The 20,471-nt window shown below is 72.2% G+C and carries 18 protein-coding genes; 10 read left to right on the top strand and 8 right to left on the bottom strand.

Annotation, left to right across the window (positions count from 1 at the left end):
* The first annotated feature begins 82 nt into the window (after positions 1-82).
* Complete coding sequence (locus ACWCXC_RS27450) at positions 83-985, top strand: alpha/beta fold hydrolase (RefSeq protein ID WP_450890823.1); 903 nt, start codon at positions 83-85, stop codon at positions 983-985.
* A gap of 477 nt (positions 986-1,462) precedes the next feature.
* On the opposite strand, the gene ACWCXC_RS27445 is transcribed toward ACWCXC_RS27450, so the two are convergent.
* Positions 1,463-2,935, bottom strand: coding sequence for an MFS transporter (locus ACWCXC_RS27445; RefSeq protein ID WP_450890822.1), 1,473 nt, complete (start codon positions 2,933-2,935; stop codon positions 1,463-1,465).
* Positions 2,936-3,174: 239 nt separating this feature from the next.
* On the opposite strand from ACWCXC_RS27445, the gene ACWCXC_RS27440 reads away from it, so the two are divergent.
* Positions 3,175-4,080, top strand: coding sequence for a LysR family transcriptional regulator (locus ACWCXC_RS27440; RefSeq protein ID WP_450890821.1), 906 nt, complete (start codon positions 3,175-3,177; stop codon positions 4,078-4,080).
* Between the two features lie 165 nt (positions 4,081-4,245).
* Here the strand turns inward: ACWCXC_RS27440 and ACWCXC_RS27435 are convergent, their stop codons facing one another.
* Positions 4,246-4,920 (bottom strand): hypothetical protein, encoded by a 675-nt coding sequence (locus ACWCXC_RS27435; RefSeq protein WP_450684580.1) that lies wholly within the window; start codon positions 4,918-4,920, stop codon positions 4,246-4,248.
* 216 nt (positions 4,921-5,136) lie between these two features.
* On the opposite strand from ACWCXC_RS27435, the gene ACWCXC_RS27430 reads away from it, so the two are divergent.
* Positions 5,137-5,721 carry a DinB family protein gene (locus tag ACWCXC_RS27430; protein ID WP_450684579.1) on the top strand — a complete coding sequence of 195 codons (585 nt, stop codon included), beginning with the start codon at positions 5,137-5,139 and terminating at the stop codon, positions 5,719-5,721.
* A gap of 87 nt (positions 5,722-5,808) precedes the next feature.
* On the opposite strand, the gene ACWCXC_RS27425 is transcribed toward ACWCXC_RS27430, so the two are convergent.
* The gene (locus ACWCXC_RS27425) at positions 5,809-6,249 is read right to left on the bottom strand and encodes a VOC family protein (RefSeq protein WP_450684578.1); all 441 of its coding nucleotides are present in this window, start codon (positions 6,247-6,249) and stop codon (positions 5,809-5,811) included.
* A gap of 437 nt (positions 6,250-6,686) precedes the next feature.
* Here ACWCXC_RS27425 and ACWCXC_RS27420 point away from each other — a divergent pair, with 437 nt between their 5' ends.
* Complete coding sequence (locus ACWCXC_RS27420; protein ID WP_450890820.1) at positions 6,687-7,052, top strand: hypothetical protein; 366 nt, start codon at positions 6,687-6,689, stop codon at positions 7,050-7,052.
* A gap of 100 nt (positions 7,053-7,152) precedes the next feature.
* Here the strand turns inward: ACWCXC_RS27420 and ACWCXC_RS27415 are convergent, their stop codons facing one another.
* Both ACWCXC_RS27415 and ACWCXC_RS27410 read right to left on the bottom strand, forming a co-directional pair.
* On the bottom strand, positions 7,153-7,401 hold the full coding sequence (locus tag ACWCXC_RS27415; RefSeq protein WP_450684576.1) for a tautomerase family protein: 249 nt from the start codon (positions 7,399-7,401) through the stop codon (positions 7,153-7,155).
* Between the two features lie 47 nt (positions 7,402-7,448).
* Positions 7,449-8,231, bottom strand: a complete 783-nt coding sequence (locus ACWCXC_RS27410; protein WP_450890819.1) for an SDR family oxidoreductase — start codon at positions 8,229-8,231, stop codon at positions 7,449-7,451.
* Positions 8,232-8,389: 158 nt separating this feature from the next.
* Here ACWCXC_RS27410 and ACWCXC_RS27405 point away from each other — a divergent pair, with 158 nt between their 5' ends.
* Both ACWCXC_RS27405 and ACWCXC_RS27400 read left to right on the top strand, forming a co-directional pair.
* Positions 8,390-9,295, top strand: coding sequence for an MmyB family transcriptional regulator (locus ACWCXC_RS27405; protein WP_450684574.1), 906 nt, complete (start codon positions 8,390-8,392; stop codon positions 9,293-9,295).
* A 486-nt stretch (positions 9,296-9,781) separates the two neighbouring features.
* Positions 9,782-12,337 carry a phosphatidylinositol-specific phospholipase C domain-containing protein gene (locus ACWCXC_RS27400; protein WP_450684573.1) on the top strand — a complete coding sequence of 852 codons (2,556 nt, stop codon included), beginning with the start codon at positions 9,782-9,784 and terminating at the stop codon, positions 12,335-12,337.
* Between the two features lie 87 nt (positions 12,338-12,424).
* Here ACWCXC_RS27400 and ACWCXC_RS27395 read toward each other — a convergent pair whose 3' ends face one another.
* A complete protein-coding gene (locus ACWCXC_RS27395; protein ID WP_450684572.1) occupies positions 12,425-12,832 on the bottom strand; it encodes a VOC family protein in 408 nt (135 codons plus the stop codon).
* Positions 12,833-12,902: 70 nt separating this feature from the next.
* Here ACWCXC_RS27395 and ACWCXC_RS27390 point away from each other — a divergent pair, with 70 nt between their 5' ends.
* The 3 genes from ACWCXC_RS27390 (at position 12,903) to ACWCXC_RS27380 (ending at position 16,357) form a co-directional block, all read left to right on the top strand.
* Positions 12,903-13,352 (top strand): MarR family winged helix-turn-helix transcriptional regulator, encoded by a 450-nt coding sequence (locus ACWCXC_RS27390; RefSeq protein WP_450684571.1) that lies wholly within the window; start codon positions 12,903-12,905, stop codon positions 13,350-13,352.
* Positions 13,353-13,700: 348 nt separating this feature from the next.
* Positions 13,701-14,660, top strand: a complete 960-nt coding sequence (locus ACWCXC_RS27385; protein WP_450684570.1) for an MBL fold metallo-hydrolase — start codon at positions 13,701-13,703, stop codon at positions 14,658-14,660.
* A gap of 191 nt (positions 14,661-14,851) precedes the next feature.
* Positions 14,852-16,357: an aldehyde dehydrogenase family protein gene (locus tag ACWCXC_RS27380; protein ID WP_450890818.1), complete on the top strand. Its 1,506-nt coding sequence runs from the start codon at positions 14,852-14,854 to the stop codon at positions 16,355-16,357.
* Between the two features lie 117 nt (positions 16,358-16,474).
* Here ACWCXC_RS27380 and ACWCXC_RS27375 read toward each other — a convergent pair whose 3' ends face one another.
* Entirely contained in the window at positions 16,475-17,101 is a 627-nt protein-coding gene (locus ACWCXC_RS27375; protein ID WP_383633801.1) for a TetR/AcrR family transcriptional regulator, read from the bottom strand.
* Between the two features lie 89 nt (positions 17,102-17,190).
* On the opposite strand from ACWCXC_RS27375, the gene ACWCXC_RS27370 reads away from it, so the two are divergent.
* Complete coding sequence (locus ACWCXC_RS27370) at positions 17,191-18,330, top strand: acyl-CoA dehydrogenase family protein (protein WP_450890817.1); 1,140 nt, start codon at positions 17,191-17,193, stop codon at positions 18,328-18,330.
* A 79-nt stretch (positions 18,331-18,409) separates the two neighbouring features.
* On the opposite strand, the gene ACWCXC_RS27365 is transcribed toward ACWCXC_RS27370, so the two are convergent.
* Positions 18,410-20,239: an AMP-dependent synthetase/ligase gene (locus ACWCXC_RS27365; protein WP_450890816.1), complete on the bottom strand. Its 1,830-nt coding sequence runs from the start codon at positions 20,237-20,239 to the stop codon at positions 18,410-18,412.
* Positions 20,240-20,471: the final 232 nt, after the last annotated feature.

Raw genomic sequence — 20,471 nt, 5'->3', positions numbered from 1 at the left:
CGTATTGCGGCACTCCCGGGCCGTTCTTGAACGCTCTTCACGTCCTGTTGGAACACCGACCCACCCGAGAAGGAGCTTCGTCATGACGAGTCCAAGCGTCGGCAGCCTGCGCGTGAGCGGTGCGACCCTGCGCTACGAGGTGCGCGGCCGCGGTCCGCTTCTGCTGCTGATCCCTGGCGGGACGGGGGGTGCGGCCTCGTTCGACGCCGTTGCCGACGCCCTCGCCACGGAGTACACGGTGGCGACGTACGACCCGCGCGGGATGGCCGGCAGCGTGTTGGACGATCCGGATGCGGAGCAGCATGTGGCCGAGCACGCCGACGACGCGTTCCGGTTGGCGGAGTTGCTGTCGCCGGGGAAGCCTGTCCGGGTGTTCGGCGCGAGTTCGGGCGCCATCGTCGCGGTGCATCTGCTCACCGCGCATCCGGATCGTTGTGTGCGGGTGGTGGCGCACGAGCCTCCGTTGGTCGAGGTGCTGCCGGACGCCGTCGAGCATCGCGCGCTCCTCGGCCGGGTGAAGGAGACGTTCCGCACGCGGGGGCTCATGCCCGCGATGGCGGCGTTCGCCGCGGGACTGGCCGGGGACGGGGAGGCCGCCGCGCCGAAGACCGTGGACGGGGAAGCTGCCGTGCCGAAGACCGGGGGCGGGGACGGTGAGGCCGCCGCGCCGGACGCCGAGGTCGGGTTGCCGCCCGGGGCGGCGGCGCGGGCCGAGCGGACGATGGCGGATCTGCCGTACTTCGTCGGACGTATCGTGCCGAGCTTCATGGCGTACGCGCCGGACCTCGGCCGGCTGGCTGCGCTGGCGGACCGGCTCGTGCTCGCCCGTGGTCAGGAGTCACGCGGGGAGCTGACCGCCCGCCCGGCCGCGTTCCTGGCCGAGCGCCTGGGTGTGGAACTCGTGCACTGTCCGGGCGGGCATATCGGCCTCACCACGCACCCGGCGGAGTTCGGGGACGTCCTCGGCAAGGCTCTCCGGGCCTGATCCGACAGCCGCCCCGAACGTGATCGCGCGGCTGCTGCGCACGCTCCGGCCAGAGGGCGTGAATGCTGCGGCGGTCGACGGGGAACGCTCGTGCGTCTGTGCGGGCGGGGGCGGGGGCGTACGTACGTCGTGGCCACCTGCCCCCTCCGTCCCGTTCCACTGCCGTCCCCTCACCATCGAGGTGAGGGGACGGGCCCGGGTCGGGTGGCTCAGGTTCCCGCTCGCGCCACACGGTGCTGTGCAGGTCGGTGACCCGCACGAGTTCGATGCCCCAGGGGGCGACGCGCAGTACGTGGTAGTCGGGACGGGGCCTCCGGGCCAGTAGCGGACGGGGTCGTGGCCCAGTCCGGGTGGGCCGCCTCGCCGGTGCAGGTCCCCTGCGTGGGTCCTGGAGGTCGCGGATGGAGTCGGAGAACGTGCGCTCGATCTCGGACGACGCGGTGACGACGGTGGTCATGCGGGGGTCCTTTCGGCTTGTCAGCGGGAGGCGGGGGTGTCGGCGTGCTCGGCGGAAGGGGTGGCGGTGACGGGAGGGGCGGCCGGTGTGGTCGGGTTCGTACGGTGCCGGGCGCGCAGGCCGAAGGCGGTGATGACGGCGGCGAGGACGGCGGCCGTGAACGGGACGAGCAGGCCGGCGCGGTAGCCGTCGAGCTGGGCCCCGGGGGTCGGGGCGGCGCCGGTGACCGCCGTGCTGACGGCGGTCACGGCGGAGAGGCCGAGCGCCGCGCCGAACTGGAAGGCCGTGTAGAGGAGACCGCCCGCGAGGCCCTGCTCCTCCTCCGCGATCCCTTCCGTCGCCACGATGGTGAGGGGGCCGTACGCCAGGGAGAAGGCGAGGCCGAGGAGGATGAGGCTCGGGAACATCGTCGCGTAGCTCCAGTCCGCCCCCAGGGGAAGGAACAGCCCGTACGCGAGCGCCGCGAGCAGGAGGCCGCCCAGGATCACCTTGGCGTTGCCGAACCGGCTGACCAGTCGCGGGGTGAGCGTCGGTGAGAGGAGCGCGTCGATTCCGACGACCAGCATCGCGAAGCTCGTCTGGAGGGTGGACCAGCCGCGGAGTTCCTGGAGGTAGAGCACCACCAGGAACTGGAATCCGAAGAAGCCGGCGGCGAACAGCATCGCCGAGACGTTGGCCCGCACCAGGGGGCCGTGGCGGAGGATCGACAGGCGGACGAGGGGTTCGGCGGTCCGCCGCTCGATGACGACGAAGGCGGTGAGGAACGCCAGGGCGCCCAGCAGCGTCACGGCGCTGACGGCCGGTCCGGCGTGGGCGGCGCGCTCGATGCCGAGGACGGTCAGCAGAAGGGCTGCGGTGACGGTGAATGCGCCGGGTGCGTCGAGGCGGGTGCCGGTTCTGTCGGGGCGGGCCGAGCGGGGGACGAGGACCAGGGCCGCGACCAGGACGAGAAGGGAGAGCACGACCGGGGCGAAGAACACCCACCGCCAGCCGACGGCGGTGAGCAGCCCTCCGGCGACCAGGCCGATCGTGAAGCCTCCCGCAGCGGTGCCGGAGTAGACGAGCAGGGCCCTGTTGCGCTCCGGCCCCTCGGTGAAGCCCGTGGTGATGATGGACAGGCCGGCCGGGGTCATGAAGGCCGCGGCGACGCCGGTGGCGAAGCGGGCGAGGATCAGGGTCCAGGGCTCGGTGGCAAAGCCGCCGAGCCCGGAGAACAGCAGAAAGACGGTCAGCCAGAGGACGAACATCTGCCGGCGGCCGTAGAGGTCGGCAGCCCGTCCACCGAGGAGCATGAAGCCGCCGTAGCCGAGCACGTAGGCGCTCATGACCCATTGCAGTTCACCGGTGGAGAGCCCGAGATCGGTGCGGATCGACGGCAAGGCCACGTTGAGCATGGCCACATCGATGCCTTCGAGGAAGATCGCGCCGCACAGCACGAGCAGGATGCCCCACTTGCGTGTGCCCAGTCCGCCCGAGGCGTTCAGCGTACTCATGACGAGGTACTCCTTCCGGAGTGTGAGGTGTGGTCGGTGCCTCAAGCCTTCGCCACCGCGGACGCGGGAACAACAGCGTTCATCGCAACGTTCGTTCAGCCGGGGTTACCGATCCGAGCGGACTCATCCGATGAGGCCGCCGCGATCCGTCCGACCCCGATCCGTCCGATCCGATCCGCCCTCCCCGATCCGGCCGTCCGGCCCCCGATCCCTGCCCCGCGCGCAATCCGGAGACGTCTGTGGACCAGAGTGAAATCGAGTGCTTTCTCGTCCTGGCCGAGGAGCTCCACTTCGGGCATACGGCTGCCCGGCTGCACCTCTCCCGTGCCCGGGTGAGCCAGCTCGTGCAGAAGCTGGAGCGGCGGATCGGCGCGCCCCTGTTCACGCGTACGAGCCGCCGCGTGGCCCTCACACCTCTCGGCCGCCGTCTCCGCGACGACCTCGAACCGCACTACCGTGGCATCGAGACCGCCCTCGCGCGCGCCGTCGCCTCGGCACGCGGGGTCGAGGGGGTCCTCCACGTCGGGTTCTCCACGCCACTCGCCGGAGAGATGGTCATGAAGGCGACCGAGCGGCTGAGCGCGATCCATCCGGAACTGGCGGTCGAGGTGTGTGAGGTGCCGCTCGCGGACCCGTACGGAATGCTGCGCAACGGCGAGTTCGACGTCCAGCTCACCGACTTCCCCGTACACGAGCCGGATCTGACGCGCGGGCCCACGGTCCTTGCCGAGGGCAGGGTGCTCGGGGTGGCGTCCGGGCATCCGCTCGCCGGGCAGGCGGCGGTGACGCTGGAGGATCTGGCCGGCCTGCCGGTGCTGACCATCGCCGGTGACATCCCGGAGTACTGGCTGGAGCATCATCTGCCGACGCACACACCCAGCGGCAGACCGATCGGGCAGGGCCCGTCCGTCACCAATCTGCAGGAGGCACTGACGCTCGTCGCCGGCGGCAAGGGCGTCCTGCTGGCGGGGGCCCACCTGGCCCTGTACCACGGGCGGCCCGGGGTGTGCTACGTCCCGGTGAAGGAGGACACGCCCCTCGGGTACGGGTTGATGTGGCGTTCCGCCGGCGGGAGCCGGGCGATCGAGGTCTTCGGCCGGACGGTGCGCGAGATCGCGCGGACCATGGAGTCGCCTCGGGCGTAGCGGCCTTCGGCAGGGGACGCCGACGGGGGGGACGTCAGACCGGCACGCCCGTGCCGCGCCTCATGAGGGTGTCGAGGGCACGGTCGGGCAGGACCTTGCGCAGGAGCAGCGGCGACGCGCGGCACTCTGAACCGCAGTTCGGCTCAGAGTGAGTGACGTTTTGTGTCAGCCCCAGGTTCGACCGCTGACCTGGTCGGGGCCGAAGTAGCGCGCGGTGAGCGAGGCGAGCGCGGGCAGCGGGTGGCGGTCGACGCCGAGGTCGCCCAGGGCGTGCTTGAAGGTGTGGACCACGCAGGTACGCACGGGATGCACGGGTCCGCCGTCCATGTCCCCGCAGGTGTTCGCGGCCAGCGGCCTGCTCTGGGGGCGCGCCAGGGCGAAGCAGGCCAGCATCGTGCGGCTGTCCTCGTACCGGAAGTAGTCCGCGACCGTCCGGTTGCCGAAGTCCATGTGCGCGAAGACGACGGCGACGTCCTGCGAGCCGTACGGAGCCGCGCGCAGCGCGGGCAGGATGTCCAGCGCCTTGTCGCCGGAGGCGAGCAACCGTACCTCCTCGTGCGAGGAGCCCCAGGGGGGAGGGCCGTCGTCCGGGTCATCGGGGCCCCACCACTCCTCGTCGGTCCGCAGCACCGTGCCGGCCGGCGGCCGGTCCCAGCGGGCCATCCCGCTGACGCTCCCCCAGTTGAGGCACGCGTTGACGCAGAGCCGCCCGGCGACGAGCGCCCACGGAGGGCGCGCGACACGCTCACGCGCCAGCTCCACCGCGAGGCGGGCGAACCCCTCGGGCCGCAGGAGGGTCGGTCGCTGGGGGGCTATGAAGGCGTCGGTCCAGATTCCCATGCCTTTCTTGTAGCAACGGTGTGCTGCCGGACGCGACCGCGTTTCCGGAAGCCCGGGGCGGCGCCGAACCACCGGCCGGTCAGCAGGAGACGGGAAGCGGTCACGCGGGGACGGGCCGGATGCGTACGCGGCTCGGGGCGGGGCGGAGCCTGTCGGTCGCTGCGGACCTCCTGGGGATCTTGAGGCCGTGAGCGCGGCGTGGCAGGCTCGTGCCGCATGATCAATGATTTCGCGAAGAGCACGCTGCACGGGCGGCTGCGGCGGGACCGCGAGGCTCTGCTCTGGAAGCTCGACGGCCTGTCCGAGTACGACGTCCGCCGGCCGTTGACCGCGACCGGGACCAATCTCCTCGGGCTCGTCAAGCACGTGGCGACCGTCGAGGCCCGGTACTTCGGCGAGGTGTTCGACCGGCCGTCCCCCGAGCCGCTGTGCCCCTGGCAGGACTCCGACGGCAGCGACCTGTGGGCGGCCGAGGACGAGACGCGCGACGAGGTCATCGCGTTCTGCCGGCGTACGTGGGAGCACGCGGACGCCACGATCGCCGAGCTGCCCCTCGACGCCCCCGGCCGTGTGCCGTGGTGGCCGGAGCCGCACGCCGGCACGAACCTCTTCGCCGTCCTGGTCCATGTCCTCGGCGAGACCGTTCGCCATGCCGGACACGCCGACATCCTCCGCGAGGGCCTCGACGGCCGCACCGGGCTCCGCCCCGAACACGAGAGCGCGATCGACGAGGAAGCCCGTGCGGCACACCGCGCGACGATCGAGCGGGCCGCCGCCTCGGCCGCGGCGAAGGCGGCCTGATCCCGGTCCGGTGGGAGGAGTCGGGGCCTCACGCTCGCCGGGCGCTGTCGCGTCGGGCGAGCGAGGGGCGGCGGGCAGGTCTCCCCGTCAATTCAGTTCTTCCGCCAGACCGATGATGATGCCGTTGGGGCCCCGGAGGTAGCAGAGGAGGTAGATGTCCTCGAAGCGGGCGATCTCACCGATGAGTTCGGCTCCGTACGGGCGCAGGCGGGCGAGGGTGTCGTCGAGGTCGTCCACGGCGAACATGACGCGGTGGGTGCCCAGGATGTTGTGGGGGCGGTCGGGCGGGTCGACGTTCAGGGGCGCGGGGTTGTGGTACTGCGCGAGTTCGAGGCGGCTGTGACCGTCGGGGGTCCGGACCATCGCGATCTCGCAGTGGACGTCGTCGAGGCCGGTGCACTGGTCGGCGAAGTCTCCCCGGACGTCCGCGCGGCCCTCCAGTTCCAGACCGAGTTCCACGAAGAACGCGATGGCGGCGTCCAGGTCCTCGACGACGATGCCGACGTTGTCCATCCGCTGAATCGCCATGGTGGCGGTCCCTCCGTTCTCTCCGGCCGGCCGTGCGGGGGCCGGTGGCTCTGCTGTTGCCTCTGGGACGAAGCCGACGGTCCGCTCCCGACACCGGTCGGCTCGACACCGGCCGGCTCGACGTCGGTCGACTCGACACCGGTCAAGGGGTACGGCTCCGCGCTCACCCCCATGTTCCTCGCCCGCGGGGGACAGCGCAGCAGCGGCGCTCGCGGGCCGAGGATGGAGGCGGGGGAATCAGGGGGTGCCAGGGGTGACGGGGCGCATGCCCCGGCGCACGGCGGCACCTCCTGCGGATTCTGCGCTTCCCCCTCACTCGTCCGCTGCGCCGTATCACCGATCCGCGTGAATTCCCGCAGCGGCCGTGGTGGCCCGAAAATTTCGCTGATAAATCATTGATTCGCACCCGTCGAAGAAATCGAAGAAGGGGAAAGCGAATGAACGCGCGCAGAAAACTCGCCCTGGGGACCGTGTCGCTCGGTCTTTTCGGGGCTCTCTCGCTCGTGCCGGTCGCATCGGCCAGTCCGTCCGCGCCGGCCGCCAGTTGCACCGAGAACTGGAGCCTTTCGTCCGGGCAGGGAATCGCCAGCGGAAAGTGGTGCAACAACTACACATCCGTTCAGGGAACGGTCACGGACACCAAGTCCGACGGAAAGTGTCCGTTCGTACGCGGTCATCTCAGCAACGGGCGTCATGTGGACAGCGACTGGGCGGGACCGAAGGGGGACTCCTCTCCGGTGAATCTCAGCTCGCCCAAGGGAACGTACATTTCCAGCCTGTCGATGCAGTACATCAACTGCTGATCCGCTGACGGCTGGCCGCGGCACCGCGTCGCGCAGGGGGCCTCCGGAGCCTGGGGATCACAGGTCGGCCATGGACTGCCGGAGGCCCCGCTGCGCGTGGTCACGCCGGGGGTGCGGTGCCCGTGCGGGTTCCGTCCGCCGCGTCCGGCGCGTTGAGCATCGCACTGGTGAGGACATGGCCGGAGATACCCCAGCCGCCGTCGGGGACCTCTTCCACCAGGACCAGAGTGGAGGCGCGGGCGCGCTCGCCGTAGATCTCGACGTACAGCTCGGTGGTGCGCGTGATGATGTCGTCCTTCTGCTGCGGGGTGAGCGTCTTCTCGGGGACCTTGAAGTTCGCGAACGGCATGGGGGTGGTGCTCCTTGTCCTTGTCGGGGTGGGTGGGGGTCCCGGGGTCAGATGATTCCGCCGTTGGCGCGGACGACCTGGCCGTTGATCCAGTGGCCGGCCGGGGACGCCAGGAACGTGACGACCTCGGCGATGTCCGCCGGGGTGCCGAGGCGCTCCAGCGGGGGCTGGGCGGCGAGGCGGGCGACGGTCTCCTCGTCCTTGCCGTCGAGGAACAGCTCGGTGGCGGTGGGGCCGGGGGCGACCGCGTTGGCGGTGATGTCTCGGCCGCGCAGCTCCCGGGCCAGGATCAGCGTCAGGGCTTCGACCGCGCCCTTGCCCGCCGCGTACGCTCCGTAGCCGGGGAAGGCCAGACCGACCACGGACGTGGAGAAGGTGACGATCGCGCCGCCGGGACGCACCCGGCGGGCGGCCTGCTGGACGACGGCGAAGGTACCGCGGACGTTGGTGCGGTACAGGGCGTCGAGGTCGGCCAGGTCGAGTTCGGCGATCGGTGCAAGGTGCATCCGTCCGGCGGCGTGGACGACGGCGTCGATGCCGCCGTATGCGGCCTCGGCCGCGTCGAACAGGGCCGCGACCTGGTGTTCGTCGGCGACGTCGGCGCGTACAGCCAGGGCCCGGCCGCCGGCGGCGACCGCTTCCTTCACGGCCTCCTCGGCCGCGTCGCGGTGGCCGGCGTAGCCGACGACGACGGCGTATCCGTCGGCGGCCAGACGGCTCACGGTCCGGCGGCCGATGCCGCGCGAGCCGCCGGTGACGATCGCGACACGGGGCGCGGCGGCGGAGCCGTCCGGGGTGGTGGCCGGCGTGGGAGGGGCGGAGGTGGGCATGGTGGCTCCCGGGGTGGTTGCGGATCGGGTCGCGGCCTCGCCGTCGCCCTGGCTTGCCCTTCCACGATCGGCCCGTTTCCCGGGCTCAGCCAGGGCTGTGTGGACCCAGGGGTTGCCACCCCCTGGATGGGCGTCGGTGCGCGAGCGACCATGGAGGGGTGAACCTTCCCGAGCTCGGTGCCTTCCTCAGGACCCGCCGCGACCGCATCCGCCCCGCCGAGGTCGGCCTCCCCCACGGCCCCCGGCGCCGCGTGCCGGGGCTGCGCCGCGAGGAGGTGGCGCAGCTGGCGGGGCTGTCGGCCGACTACTACACGGAGCTGGAGCGCGGCGGCGCGAAGTCCGGGGTGCAGCCCTCGGCGCAGACCCTGGCGGCGCTGGCCCGCGCGCTCCGTCTCGACGACGACGAGCGCGACCATCTGTTCCGCCTGGCGGAGCGGCCGATTCCGCCGTCCGCGCACGGGCCGTCGGCCCATGTGCAGCCGGCGCTCCTCGGGCTGCTGGACCGGCTGTCCGCCACGCCCGCACGGGTCATCACCGATCTGCACGAGACCCTCGTGGAGAACGACCTGGCGCGCACCCTGCTCGGGCCGTCCCCGGCGCGGCGCGGTCCCTCGGCGAGCTTCGTGTACCGGTGGTTCACCGATCCGCAGGCCCGCGCGATCTATCCGCCCCAGGACCATCCGCATCATGCGCGGGTGTTCGTCGCGGATCTCCGGGCGGCGTCCGCCCGGCGCGGGCGGGATGCGGAGGTGGCGCGGATGGTCGCGGCTCTGCGGCGGCGCAGCGAGGAGTTCGCGGCGCTCTGGGACACCCACGATGTCGCGGTGCGCCGCAAGGACCGCAAGCGGATCGTCCATCCGATGCTCGGGGTCATCGAGCTCGACTGCTACAACCTGCTGAGCGAGGACGGGCGCCAGCGCCTGCTCTGGTTCACCGCACCGCCGGGGAGTCCGGGGGCCGAGCAGTTGGAGCTGCTGGCGGTGATCGGGACCCAGGAGCTGGGCGACGGAGAGGCGGCGGCACGGGAGGGGCTGGCCGTGCCCGGCTCCGAGCCCCCGCGCTGACGCGGCCTGCGGCGACATCCGCGACGGTCCCGAGCGCGTCGGGGCGGGGACGCCCTCCCAGCCCGGGGTGGACGGGCGTGAGGGCCGCGTCGTGCGGGAGAGGTGCCGGTCGGGGCCGACGGCCGTGGCGGGGCCTGGGCCACCGTGAAGGGACGAGGACCGGTCGGCCCTGCCCGGTCTTCTGCGGCGCGTTGCCGCCGAGCCGGTCGCCTGGACGGGGCAGGGAGCGGGGGCGAAAAACGGGGAACGGGCGGGGGACCGTATCGCGCCTTCGCCCTCGCTCGGGGTCGACAAGTAGGCGCACGCAGGCTTGAGTTGACGGCCCGAGCGGCGTGAGCGGTGTTAGCCGCGCGTTATCGAAACGTCAGCACGGCACGCGACGCTCTCCCCACAGACGACATGTTCCTTGACGCTTTGTCGCGTCCCGTCGATGCGGCATCGGCCCGAATGGCCGGACATGCGCGCCCACCCTTCTGGAGACCCCGCGTGAGACATCATCTGACGGAGACGTACGGATGGCGAAGAATCGCCGCCGCCCTCTCCACCCTCATGGCCCTGGCCGGAATTCTCACCGCCCTGAGTCCGGGGACCGCCTACGCCCTGGACGACGACACGGACAATCCCGCCTACCGATCGCTCGGAAAGGCGTCCAACCCCGACTGGATGCGGGGCATCGACGACGAGACGCCGCTCGGCCGGCTCTCCGTTCCCGGAACGCACGAGACGCTGTCGATCCGCGGCGGCGACAGCACGTACACGCAGCAGAACGGCGGCCCCAGCGCCCAGACCCTCGCCGCTCAGCTCCAGGCGGGCATTCGCTCGATCGACATCCGCGTGCGGGTGATCGGCGGCAGCTTCACGATCCACCACAGCAAGGTCTTCCAGGACGCGAACTTCGCCGACGTCCTTCGGGTGCTGGGCGACTTCCTCAAGGCGCACCCCCGCGAGACGGTCATGATGCATCTGCGGGCCGAGTGCGACAACAGCAGCGGCCCCCTGAGCCTCGACTGCAAGGACGATCCGAGCACGACCACCGACGCGGACCGGGTCGCCACCTTCCGCAAGTACCTCACGGACGACCCGAACGCCGCGTACTTCTGGGGCCCTTCGGTCAGCGGGGACAAGCAGGCCGCCGTGCCCACGCTCGGGGACGTACGGGGCAAGATCGTCCTGGAGCGCTTCCGCAACGTGGGCGACTACAGCGGCTCGTACGGCCTCACGGGCGACAGCCTGTTCGTCCAGGACGAGTACAACGTGCCGAACATCCTCGACGGGGCCATCAACGACAAGGTCGAGAAGGTCGTCAACCACCTCGCCGCCGCCGACAACGACAGCGATCCCCGGCACATCTACCTGAACTACACCAGCGGCTCCAGCGCGTTCGCCTACCCGAAGGCCGTCGCGGACCGGGTCAACGAGAAGGTCCTCGGGCCGCTCGGCCAGGTGCGCAACCGCACCGGTGAGGTGCTGATGGACTATCCGGGGTACGCGATGATCAACACGATCATCGCCGCGAACCGGCCCTGGGACGGACCCGCCTGGAGCGTTCCGCGCCTGGCCGTGATGCCGCTGGGCGACTCGATCACCCTCGGCGTGGGCAGCAGTACGCGCACGGGGTACCGCCCCGCGCTGGCGCAGAAACTCGCCGGACACGCGAGCACCGTGGAGTTCGTGGGATCGCAGGTCGACGCCGACGGCGTGACGCACCACGAGGGGCACTCCGGCTGGCGCATCGACGAGTTGCAGGCCAACATCGAGACCTGGCTGGCCGCCGCGAAGCCCAACGTCGTCACGCTGCACATCGGCACCAACGACATGAACCGCGACTACCAGGTGGCGACCGCGCCCCAGCGGCTGGCGGCACTCATCGATCAGATCCACACCGCCTCGCCGGACACCGCCGTCGTCGTCGCCACGCTGGTGCCCGCCGCGGACCCGGTGGTCCAGGCCCGGGTCGACACGTACAACGCGGCCGTTCCCGGGATCGTCGCGGACCGTCTCCAGCGCGGGTACAAGATCGCCCGCGTCAGCATGGACACGCTGACCACGGCCGACCTGAACGACACCCTGCATCCCAACAACGCCGGTTACACCAAGATGACCAGCGCCTTCCTGCACGGGATCGCGGCCGTGGCCGGCAAGGGCTGGATCAAGGAGACCGTCGAGGTCAAGCCCGCCCCGCCCCGCAAGGCGTCCGCCTTCGGCGACTACGACGTGGACATCAACGGCGACGGCCGGGCCGACTACCTGGTGCTGGACGACAACGGGGCCGTCCGGGCCTGGGTCAACACGGCCGGTCCCACCACGGGTGCCGTGGAGTGGACCGACCAGGGCGTCATCGCCTCCGGTTCCAGCGCCTGGCGGGCGGACCAGGTCCGCTTCGCCGATGTCGGCGGTGACGCGCGCGCCGACTACCTGGTCGTGGATCCGGCCAACGGGGCCGTCCGCGCCTTCGTCAACACCGGGGGCGACGGTCGTGGCGGCTGGCAGGACCTCGGCACCATCGCCACGGGGTCCAGCGGCTGGACCGGCGACCAGGTCCGCTTCGCGGACATCAACGCCGACGGCCGGGCCGACTACCTCGTCGTCGGGGCCAACGGCGCCACCCGCGCCCTGCTGAACACCACCGACGCCACCACCGGAGCCATCAAGTGGGCGGACCAGGGCGTCATCGCGTCCGGTTCGTCCGCCTGGACCGGCGACCAGGTCCGCTTCGCCGACATCGGCGGCGACGCGCGCGCCGACTACCTCGTCATCAGCCCGAACGGCGCCACCCACGCGTATGTGAACACGGGTGGCGACGGGCGCGGCGGCTGGTCGGACCAGGGCGTCGTCGCCACGGGCTCCTCCGCCTGGTCGGCCTCCCAGATCCGCTTCGCCGACGTCAACGCCGACGGCCGGGCCGACTATCTGATCGTGGACGACAACGGCGCGATCCACGCCTACCTCCACACCACGAACACCTCAGGCACCCTCAAGTGGGCCGATCAGGGCGTCATCGCCACGGGGACCGGCTCCCCCGGCTTCCGCGTCCACATCTGAGACGGCTCTCCGGGCCCCGTCCGCCCCCGTCCCGCACGCCTCGCCCCGCCGGGTCTCCGGCGGGGCGAGGTGAGGTGCGCGCCGGTCTCAGTAGGACTGGAACTCCAGCAGGTTTCCCTCGGGGTCCCGCACATGGGCCGTGCGGCACGTCGGCCCCCAGGCCGGCCGGTCGGCCGGTCCCGCGACGTCCCGCGCTCCGTGGGCCAGGCACAGGGCGTGGGCGGCGGCGACGTCCGGGACCCTGCTGACCAGCAGGACCGCGTCCTGCCCGGGTGGCGGCCCGTCGGGCAGCGCGGTCCCGGCCACCTCCGCGGCCATGGCCACGCGGTCGAAGAGCATCACGACGCCCTGGTCGTCGACGTCCCAACTCGCGTACGGGCCCTGCTCGCCGCCGCGCGTGAGGCGGGCGCCGATCAGTTCGGGCAGCACCGCGTCGTAGAAGCGGAAGGCTTCGCCGAACCGGGATACGAGCAGCCGAGGGTGCATCACGTCCATGGAACCGGTCCCCCACGAAAGATAGATGATAGGTGTGCACTAATGATAGGTGGGAACCTATCATCACCTCATGGCCACCCCACCTCCGCGCTCCGCCGCCCCTCCGACGCTCACCGCTCTCACGACCTACCTGCTGTCCAAGGTCGGCAAGGACGCACGCGGGCGCCTGGCCGACCGCCTCGCCGCCGCGAACCTGCGCCTGTGGCACATGGCCGCGCTGGCCGCGCTGGCGGACTTCGGCCCCCACGTCCAGCGTGATCTCGCCTCCCGCCTGGCCATTCACGTCAGCGACATGACCAAGGTCCTCGACGAACTGGGCGACCTGGGGCACATCACCCGCGACCGCGACGGCACCGACCGCCGCCGCGTCCTCGTCACCCTCACCCCGGCCGGCCGCGACGCCCTGACCGCTCTCACCTCCGAGGCGCAGGAGGTGCAGGACGCCCTGCTCGCCCCGCTCTCGGCGGACGAGCGCACCCAACTCCACGCCCTGCTGCTGCGCGTGCACGCCGCTCAGTAGGAACGGCCCTGCGATCCGGCCCGGTTCGGGCGGCCGGCCGGGCCACCGGTTCCCCTCCTCCCCTGACCCGGACTGGGCCGCGGGCACCAGCCGGCGCCCCGTGCCGATGCGTGAAGTCCTCGGTGTAGCGGCGGATTTCGCCTGCCGCCGGGGCCACGGGACCCGGGGTTCCCGGGCGAGGTCCGACTGCTCCGCCCCCGGGCGCCACGACTGCGGCGTGCGCGTGGGCCACGCCGACGGGCAGGGCGCGGGACGAGGCTTGGTCCGTCCGCCGGGCTGACAGCGCCGTCGGGGGTCGGCGACACTGAGCTCCATGCGAGAGCAGGGGCACGGACAGGGGTTCCGCGCGTGAGGGGCCATGACGGGCGCGGTGTACCCGGAGTGGTGGACGTGCTGCGCGGGCTGCGGGCGCCGCGTCTGGAGCCGTGGGCCCCGTGGTTCGAGCCGGGGGCGCCGGAGCGGGCCGGGGCGCTGCGCTGCGTGTTCCTCGGAGTGTCCACCCTGCTGTTCCACGACGGGGAGACGGCGGTCCTGACCGATGGGTTCTTCAGCCGTCCGGGCCTGCTGCGCATGCGCTTCGGGCGGCTGCGGCCGGACCGGGGGCGGATCGAGGACGGGCTGCGCCGGGCAGGGGTCGACGCGCTCGACGCCGTGTTCGTCGTGCACTCCCACTACGACCACGCGCTGGACTCCGCCATCGTGGCCGAGATGACCGGGGCCCGGCTGATCGGCTCGGCGTCCACCCGTCACATCGCCCTCGGCCAGGGCTTCGCGGACGAGCGGTTCCACCTGGCCGTGGTGGGCGAGCCGTTCACGATCGGGCGATTCACGCTCACGCCACTGCCGGCGCGGCACAGCCCGGGGGACATCGCGCCCGGGGAGGTCGAACGGCCGCTGCGTCTCCCGGTACGGGCCACGGACTACCGGACCGGGGCGTGCTATTCGCTCCATGTGCGCCACGACGGCAGGGAACTCCTCGTGCATGCCAGCGCGCACAGCCTTCCCGGCGCGCTCGACGGGCATGCGGCCGAGACGGTGTATCTGGGTGTCGGGGCGCTCGGCAAGCAGGACGAGGAGTTCCGGAACGTCTACTGGGAGCGGCTGGTGGCGGCGACGGGGGCCCGGCGTGTCGTCCCCGTCCACTGGGACGACTTCTTCCGTCCGCTCGACCGGCCCCTGAGGCCCTTCCGCTCCTTCCTCGACGACTTCCCGGCCACGATGGACTTCCTCACCCGCACCGCCGCACGCACGGGCGTCTCGCTCGTCCTGCCGGTTCCGGGCCGCCTTTCCGACCCCTGGGCGCCCTGATCGCGGCTTGGGGTAAGGGCTGCTGAGTTCACGTCGGCTTCCTCGCGGGACCGCTGTGACGGAACGTGCGGCTCCGGGGTGTCCGTGCGCCTCCGTCGTGTCCGACGTATTGACGCTCGATGAAACACTTCAATACTTTCAGTATCTTCGACTCATGGTGGACCGTCCCACGCCCTCCTCAGGAGACCCCGATGACCGAGACCACCCCAGCCGCCCCGTCCTCCGCAACGGTCTTCACCACCCGCTCCCCCGCGACCGGCACACCGCTCGCCGAGTACCCGGTGACCGGTATCGACGAGGTCTCCTCGGCCGTCGCCCGGGGCCGGACGCTTCAGGCGGCGTGGGCGGCGCTGCCGCCGGCCCGGCGCAAGGAGCATCTGCTGCGCTGGAAGAAGGCGCTCGCGACCGATCTGGACACGGTGGCGCGGACGATCGCCGAGGAGACCGGCAAGCCGCCGGGCGACGCGGCGCTGGAGGTGGTCCTCACGCTGGAGCATCTGGCGTGGGCCGCCCGCAACGCGCACCGCGTGCTGCGCCGGAGGGGCGTGGGCACCGGGCTGTTCACGGTCCATCAGCGGGCCTCGCTCGTGCACCGGCCGCTGGGGGTCGTCGGGGTGATCGGACCGTGGAACTATCCGCTGTACACCCCGATGGGCTCCATCGGGTACGCCCTCGCGGCCGGCAACGCCGTGGTCTTCAAGCCGTCCGAGCTGACGCCGGGGACCGGTGTCCTCCTGGCCGAGCTCTTCGACGCGGCCGTGCCCGAGCACGCCGGGCTCCTGACCACCGTCACCGGACCGGCCTCCACCGGGGAGGCGCTGACCCGCTCCGGGGTCGACAAGCTGGCCTTCACCGGTTCGCCGGGCACGGCCCGCAGGGTCATGGCGGTGTGCGCCGAAACGCTGACGCCGTTCCTCGCGGAGTGCGGCGGGAAGGACGCGGTCATCGTCACGGCCGACGCCGATCTGTCCGCCGCGGCCGACGCCATCGTGTGGGGCGCCCTGAGCAACGCGGGACAGACCTGCGCGGGCGTGGAGCGGGTGTACGCGGTGCGCGAGATCCACGCGGAGCTGTGCGAGCGGGTGGCGGCGCGGGCGTCGGCGCTGCGGCCGGGGGCTGCCGCGGACTCCGCATACGGTCCGATGACGCTCGCCGGGCAGGTCGGGGTGGTCGAACGGCATGTGACCGGTGCGGTGTCGGCGGGGGCGCGGGCGCTGCTGGGCGGTCCGGAGTCCGTGAGCGCCCCGTATGTCGCCCCGGTGGTGCTGACCGGGGTGCCGGAGGACGCGGCGGTGATGACGGAGGAGACCTTCGGGCCGGTCGTGGCGATCAACGCGGTGGCCGACGTGGACGAGGCGGTGGAGCGCGCCAACGCCTCGCGGTACGCCCTGGGCGCGGCGGTGTTCTGCCGTGGCGGGCGCAGCGGGGCGGCGATCGCCGCGCGGCTGCGGGCGGGGGCGGTGTCGGTCAACTCGGTGCTGGGTTTCGCCGCGGTGCCCGCGCTGCCGTTCGGCGGATCGCGGGACTCCGGGTTCGGACGGATCCACGGCGAGGAGGGGCTTCGCGCCTTCACCGCCGTGCAGTCGACGACCGTGCAGCGGTTCACGCCGCCCCTCGCGCTGACCTCCTTCGAGGTGCCGGCCGCCACCCGGGAGCGCGCCGTGCGCATGGCCCGGTCGCTGCACCGGCGCCGCTGAGCGCGCGGCCGGCTCCGGGCCGGTGCGGCGCGGTCCGCGCCCGGACCCGTACCGCCTGCCGCGTGGGCGGGGCGCAGGCTCGGCCACCCGACCGCGGTGGCCGCGCGCCCCCGGATCTCACGCCGTCAGCAGCGGGGCCAGGTAGCGGCGCGCGAAGTCGCGGGCCTGGTCCTCGTCCTCCATCTCGATGCAGCTGGCCGGATTGAGGAGGAACGATACGGCGACGCGCACCATCAGTTCGGCGACCGGCCCGGGGTCGCCGTCCGGGCGGCCCTCCGCCTGCTGGGCGCGGCGCAGATGGGCCGTCAGATAGGCGACGGTGGCCGAGAGCGTGGAGCCGCCCCGCACCGTCATGTACGGGAGGACGACCTCGGGTTCGAGACGCAGCAGGCCCCCGAAGAGGGGGTGGGCGCGGGTGTACCGGAGGGCGACGACGAACCCCTCGGTCACCCGCTCCTCCATGGTCGGCAGCGCCGCGACGGCCGCGTCCAGCTCCTGGAAGAACCTGCGGTGCTCGCGCAGCAGGGTGGCCATGACGAGCTTGTCCTTGGTCTGGAAGCGCCGGAAGACGGTGACCCGGGAGACCCCGGCCCGCTTGGCGACGTCGTCCACGGAGGAGCGGCGCAGCCCCAGCAGGGTGAACTGTTCCAGCGCGGCATCCAGGATCCGCCGCGCCGTCGGGTCCTCCGTCTCCGCCTCGGCGATGGCCCGGGTGAGCGCCGAGTCGTTCGTGTCCGTTCTCATGGCGCTCACGATACCGGCGAACACCTCCCGTAGATACGGTGAAACGATTAGCATCACTTAGTAACACTGTCGACGTCCGGAGGATTCTGATGGGTAGTCGCCTCACCGAGGAGCAGGCCGGTTTCGTCGCGGCCGTCCGTGATTTCGCCGAGCGGGAGTGCGGCACCCGGGAGCAGCGCGACGCGCTGACCTCGGGCGGACGCGAGGCCCACAGCCCCGAGCTGTACGGGAAGCTCGCCGCGCTGGGCTGGCTCGGGGTGTGCCTGCCCGAGGAGTACGGGGGTGCGGGCGGCGGGATCGCCGACGCCTGCCTGTTCCTGGAGGAGACCTCGTACGGGATGGTCCCGGCCGGAGGGTTCATCACCACGGTCATCGCCGCGAAGGCGTACGAGCGGTTCGGTGACGAGCGGCAGCGGCAGGAGGTGCTGTCGGGGGCCGCGCGCGGGGAGGTGCTGTCCATCGCCATGTCGGAGCCGGGGGCCGGGTCGGACGTGGGGGCGCTGCGCTGCCGGGCACGGCGGGAGGCGGACGGGGCGTGGGTGCTCGACGGTCAGAAGACCTGGATCTCCAACGCACACTGCGCCCGGCACATCCTGCTGGTGGCCCGGACCGGTGAGGACAAGCACGGCGGCCTGACGATGTTCCATCTGCCGGCCGGGACGCCGGGGGTCGAGGTGCGGCGCATCGACACGATGGGCGGCCGGGAGGTCAACGACGTGTTCCTGACCGGGGTCCGGTTGCCGGCGGACGCGGTGGTCGGCCGGGTGGACGACGGCTGGCGGCAGCTGATGGCCGGGCTCGACCACGAGCGGCTCTTCCTGGCCGCGAACATGCTGGGGCTTGCCCGCCGCGCCTTCGACGACACGGTGGCGTACATACGCGCGCGCGAGCAGTTCGGGCGCCCCGTCGGCTCGTTCCAGGCGCTGCGGCACCGGATCGCCGATCTGGCCACGGAGATCGAGTGCACCCGGCTGCTGGTCCGCGACACCGCCTCGGACTGCGACGCGCGGCCCGAGAAGCAGTTCCGGCGCGAGGCGTCGATGGCCAAGCTGAAGGCCACGGAGGTCGCCAAGCGGGCCGCGCTGGAGGGGATGCAGATGATGGGCGGCTACGGCTACACCACGGAGTTCGACATGGAACGCCATCTGCGGGCGGCGGTGGTCTCCACGGTGTACGGCGGCACCAGCGAGATCCAGCGGGAGGTCATCGGGAAGACCTACGGCCTCTGAGCCGGCGGGGCCCGGCGCGGCGGGCCGGGGGTCCGGTTCCGCCGCGCCGCACCGGACCGGACGGCCCGCGCGGTCCCGGTCAGTTCGCGTAGAGCCGGGTCAGCCGGTCCGCGTACATCTCGCGGATGACGCGGCGTCGCATCTTGAGCGAGGGGGTCAACTCGCCCGTGGCCGGGCCCCATTCGCGGGCCAGCAGCTCGTAGCGCTTGACCTGTTCGGTGCGGTTGAGCCGGGCGTTGGCGGCGGCGACGGCCCGGTCCACCTCGGCCAGGACCTCGGGGTGCTCGGCGAGCGCGGCGAGGTCGTCCGTCGTCCGCACCCCGTGGGCGGCGGCCCAGGCGGGGGCGGCCTCGGCGTCCAGGACGAGCAGGGCGACCAGGTAGGAGTGGCGGTCGCCGTGCACCATGGCCTGGCCGATGAGCGGGTGTTCCTTGAGGGCGTTCTCCACCAGTGCCGGGGAGACGTTCTTGCCGGTGGAGGTGATGATCATCTCCTTCTTCCGGTCGGTGAGCCAGAGGTAGCCGTCCTTGTCCAGGCGTCCGATGTCTCCGGTGGCAAGCCAGCCGTCCTCGTCCAGGGCGGAGCGTGTCGAGCCGTCGGGCTGGAGGTAGCCGGAGAAGACGGAGGCGCCCCGGACCATGATCTCCCCGTCGTCCGCGACGCGTACCTCGACGGACTCGACCGGGCGTCCCACCGATCCGAGGCGGAAGCCGCCCTTGGGGCTGTTGCTGGTGGCCACTCCGGTGGTCTCGGTGAGCCCCCAGGCGTCCATGATGACGATGCCGAACCCGGCCCAGAACCGCACCACATCGGCCGACATGGGCGCCGAGGCGCTCGCCGACCAGGTCACCCGGTCCAGGCCGCCCGCGGCCAGCATGGGCAGCAGCACCTCTTCACGGGCCTGGGCGTACCGCTTCTCCAGCGCGCCGGGCGGCACCTCGCCCCGCTCCCGGTACGAGACGTGTTCCCTGGCCGTCTCGAAGGCGTCGTCGACGACGGCGCGCTTCTCGGCGGGCATCAGCGAGAGGATCCCCCGCACCCCCGCGGCGAGCTTCTCCCAGATCCTCGGCACGCCGAAGAACTGCGCGGGGCGCACCGTGCGCACCACGGCGGCGACGCCCGCCGGATCGGGGCAGAGGTAGACGTGCGAGGCGCGGTGGCACGGCAGGTAGATGCCCAGCATGCGCTCGGCGATGTGGGCGAAGGGCAGGTAGCAGATGTGCTCGACGTGCGGGGGCAGTTCGACGACGGCGTCCAGGGCGAGGGCGTTCGCCATGACCTGGGCGTGGGTGAGGACGACCCCCTTGGGCTCGCCGCTGGTCCCGGAGGTGTAGACGACGGTGAGGGGGTCCTCGGGGCGGGCGGTGTCCAGGTCCCCGTCCGCCTCACCCGCCGGGGCGTCGAGCAGCACGGCGTACGGGAGGTGGCCGGCCTCCTCCCCCGCCTCGGCCACCACCAGGCGCTCCAGCGGGATGCCGGGGTCGGCCACCGTCGGCTCCCAGACGGCCACCTGCGCGGCCCCTTCGACCACGGCCAGCCGGGCTCCGCAGTTGCGCGCGATATGGCTGATCTGGTCGGGGGCGGCGGTGCCGTAGACACTGACCGGTACGGCACCGAGGCGGACGAGGGCCAGATCGGCCAGCCAGTGCTCGGCGCGGTTGGACATCATGAGCAGGACGTGGTCGCCGCGGGCGACGCCCAGGGCCCCGAACCCCGAGGCGAGGCGCTGGGTGCGGGCGTGGACCTCCGCCCAGTCGAGCGTCGTCCAGCCGCCGTCCGGTCCGGCGGACTGCCAGGACAGCGCCGGCAGCGCGGGGTGGTCCCGGGCGTTGCGGGCCAGCAGCTCCGGAAGGGTGCGGTGGGCCGGGGCGTCGGGCTGCTCGCCGGTGGTGCGGGGTGCCGAGGTCATCGGGGCCTCCTTGCGGGCCGGAAGGGACACGTCCGAGAGGGCGGAGCGGGGGCGGTGGCCCGCGTCGGGGCCTGATCCGGGCCCGGGCCCTGGCGGCAGGACCGGTTTACTGAGCGTTCGCTAAAGAACGTAGAAGGACATCTTCCGACCGGTCAACTCCCCGTGCCACACTAGTTTTCACGGATCGGCAGGAGGAGAACTCCCCTGAGGCTCGCACCGGCAGGGCCTCGAC

Source organism: Streptomyces sp. NPDC001515 (assembly GCF_053597115.1).
This window is presented reverse-complemented; position numbering and strand designations above follow the sequence as displayed.